1 protein-coding gene and 11 tRNA genes are annotated in these 1,552 nt (G+C 47.0%); all 12 read right to left on the bottom strand.

Translation table 11 applies throughout. The features are described 5' to 3' along the window. A partial coding sequence (locus tag BAU14_RS14545; protein ID WP_420022091.1) for a transposase occupies positions 1–255 on the bottom strand: 255 nt, incomplete at its 3' end. Between the two features lie 236 nt (positions 256–491). Beyond that, positions 492–576: transfer RNA gene (locus BAU14_RS12445), tRNA-Leu, on the bottom strand. 27 nt (positions 577–603) lie between these two features. After that, a tRNA-Cys gene (locus tag BAU14_RS12440) sits at positions 604–675 on the bottom strand. 32 nt (positions 676–707) lie between these two features. Then, positions 708–779, bottom strand: a tRNA-Gln gene (locus BAU14_RS12435). 8 nt (positions 780–787) lie between these two features. Next, a tRNA-His gene (locus BAU14_RS12430) sits at positions 788–860 on the bottom strand. A gap of 7 nt (positions 861–867) precedes the next feature. Continuing rightward, positions 868–941 (bottom strand) — tRNA-Trp (locus BAU14_RS12425). A gap of 9 nt (positions 942–950) precedes the next feature. Further along, positions 951–1,031: transfer RNA gene (locus BAU14_RS12420), tRNA-Tyr, on the bottom strand. Position 1,032: 1 nt separating this feature from the next. Beyond that, positions 1,033–1,108: transfer RNA gene (locus BAU14_RS12415), tRNA-Phe, on the bottom strand. Between the two features lie 37 nt (positions 1,109–1,145). Continuing rightward, positions 1,146–1,221: transfer RNA gene (locus tag BAU14_RS12410), tRNA-Asp, on the bottom strand. A gap of 9 nt (positions 1,222–1,230) precedes the next feature. Further along, positions 1,231–1,303, bottom strand: a tRNA-Val gene (locus BAU14_RS12405). 14 nt (positions 1,304–1,317) lie between these two features. Further along, positions 1,318–1,389: transfer RNA gene (locus tag BAU14_RS12400), tRNA-Glu, on the bottom strand. Between the two features lie 8 nt (positions 1,390–1,397). Further along, a tRNA-Ser gene (locus tag BAU14_RS12395) sits at positions 1,398–1,487 on the bottom strand. Between the last annotated feature and the right edge of the window lie 65 nt (positions 1,488–1,552).

Below are 1,552 nucleotides of genomic sequence, written 5' to 3'. Positions count from 1 at the left end.
GGCATAAGGTGCGTTCATGTCCATGACTAGATACTTGACCTTACATCGTATATGATGTGGATAGCGTAAAAAATGAGCCTTCAAATAGGTAAGCCGACGGCTTTCCAAGATACTGATAAGCCGTTTAGTATGACCATCCATGCAGATGAAGCTCATTGCATTACTACAAGAGTTCATTGAGCGAAACTCATCAATGCAAAGAACTGACGGTAAATAGTTAAAATTGGTCCTGAAGCTTTGCACGCAGTCTCGCATAATACGCATAACTGTCGTGTCAGAGACAAAATATTCTTGAGCAATCTCCTTCCGGCTAATATTCTTTTTCAGATCTAAGGTGATCTTGAGTTGTAATTCGGTATTCTATCAATTTGGGTATCTCTTTTTCTATACTTCGCATACAAAAAAAGTGTTGGAAGAAAATCGGAGATTTTCCACCAACACTAAATATTGTAGAACCAAAAAAACTTCCATCGATAAACGATGGAAGTCAATACCGGCGGCCGGGGTCGAACCGGCACGCCCTCAACGGGCACTGGATTTTGAGTCCAGCGCGTCTGCCAATTCCGCCACGCCGGCATGTTGAAGGTACTTATAGCAGTACGAAGGCGCTAACCGGATTTGAACCGGTGAATGAAGGTTTTGCAGACCTCTGCCTTACCACTTGGCTATAGCGCCATTATACTATTGTATGATTTCAATGAAACCAACTGGGGTAGCTGGATTCGAACCAACGCATGAGGGAGTCAAAGTCCCTTGCCTTACCGCTTGGCTATACCCCAATGTAAAGGGCGACCGATGGGAATCGAACCCACGAATGCCGGAGCCACAATCCGGTGCGTTAACCACTTCGCCACGGTCGCCATAATATGGCAGGGGTAGCAGGAATTGAACCCACACTAACGGTTTTGGAGACCGCTGTTCTACCTTTAAACTATACCCCTAGTTATAAATGGAGGAGAGTGGATTCGAACCACTGAACCCGAAGGAACGGATTTACAGTCCGTCGCGTTTAGCCTCTTCGCTACTCCTCCATGGTGGCGCGGGACAGAATCGAACTGCCGACACATGGAGCTTCAATCCATTGCTCTACCAACTGAGCTACCGAGCCACAATTATAAAATTGTTTGTTAATCAAATCTTTAAAATGGCGGTCCCGACGGGACTCGAACCCGCGATCTCCTGCGTGACAGGCAGGCGTGATAACCACTACACTACGGGACCAACATTTAATGGGGGTTAACGGGATCGAACCGCTGACCCTCTGCTTGTAAGGCAGATGCTCTCCCAGCTGAGCTAAACCCCCAAATATTCGATTAATGATCCGTACGGGATTCGAACCCGTGTTACCGCCGTGAAAGGGCGGTGTCTTAACCACTTGACCAACGGACCAGTCAAAACGGAGAGTAAGGGATTTGAACCCTTGAGACAGGGTATACCCATCTACATGATTTCCAATCATGCTCCTTCGGCCACTCGGACAACTCTCCAAAGATAAAAGAAGCAATTACCCTACCCTTCTCAAAGATAGAGAACTCCGGCAGTAGGACTCGAA

Source organism: Candidatus Enterococcus leclercqii (assembly GCF_009933135.1).
GTDB classification, from domain to species: Bacteria; Bacillota; Bacilli; order Lactobacillales; family Enterococcaceae; genus Enterococcus_C; species Enterococcus_C leclercqii.
This window is presented reverse-complemented; position numbering and strand designations above follow the sequence as displayed.